Origin of the sequence: Phosphitispora fastidiosa, from assembly GCF_019008365.1 — a bacterium.
Classification (GTDB): domain Bacteria; phylum Bacillota; class Thermincolia; order Thermincolales; family UBA2595; genus Phosphitispora; species Phosphitispora fastidiosa.
On sequence record NZ_JAHHUL010000072.1, the window covers coordinates 1 to 456 of the forward strand.

The 456-nt window shown below is 59.2% G+C and carries 1 protein-coding gene; it reads right to left on the reverse strand.

Annotation, left to right across the window (positions count from 1 at the left end; translation table 11 throughout):
- Window positions 1–456, reverse strand: a 456-nt coding sequence (locus Ga0451573_RS18995; protein WP_231685766.1) for a cytochrome c peroxidase, incomplete at both ends; no start/stop codon positions are given.

A 456-nucleotide genomic window follows, 5' to 3' on the forward strand; every position in this document is an offset into this window, starting at 1 on the left:
GGCTTTTCCGGCGAGTACCGCATCGTACTTGCTCGTATAGGGGTAAAAGGTGCGGTAGTCCTGTTCGAACACCTCCAGTGCCTTGAGGGCGGTATTGACCAGAACAGACGAGTCTGCCGTGCCTTGCAGACCGGCGACTGCAGCAATCCTGGCGCCATAATCTGCCGCGATTAGCCGCCGGGCAATGTCCTCATCGTTCTTGTTGCCCATTTCGAAATCGGAAAGCAGCGGGATCCTCGCCTGTTGCTGGCCTCGATCGACCCGGCCATCCCAAGTCAGCCCGCCGGTCGGGCCATTGTCGATGCTCTCGTCCGCATCATCTTCCGATTCAAAAAAATGTTCGGTGAAAGGCGGGACAGCCTGCAAATATTTGAGCGATGGCACCGCCCTCACCCCAGGCTGCCGCAGATCGCCGCCGCCGAGTTGAACCGCAAGACCATTGGCGGCGGAAAAGCC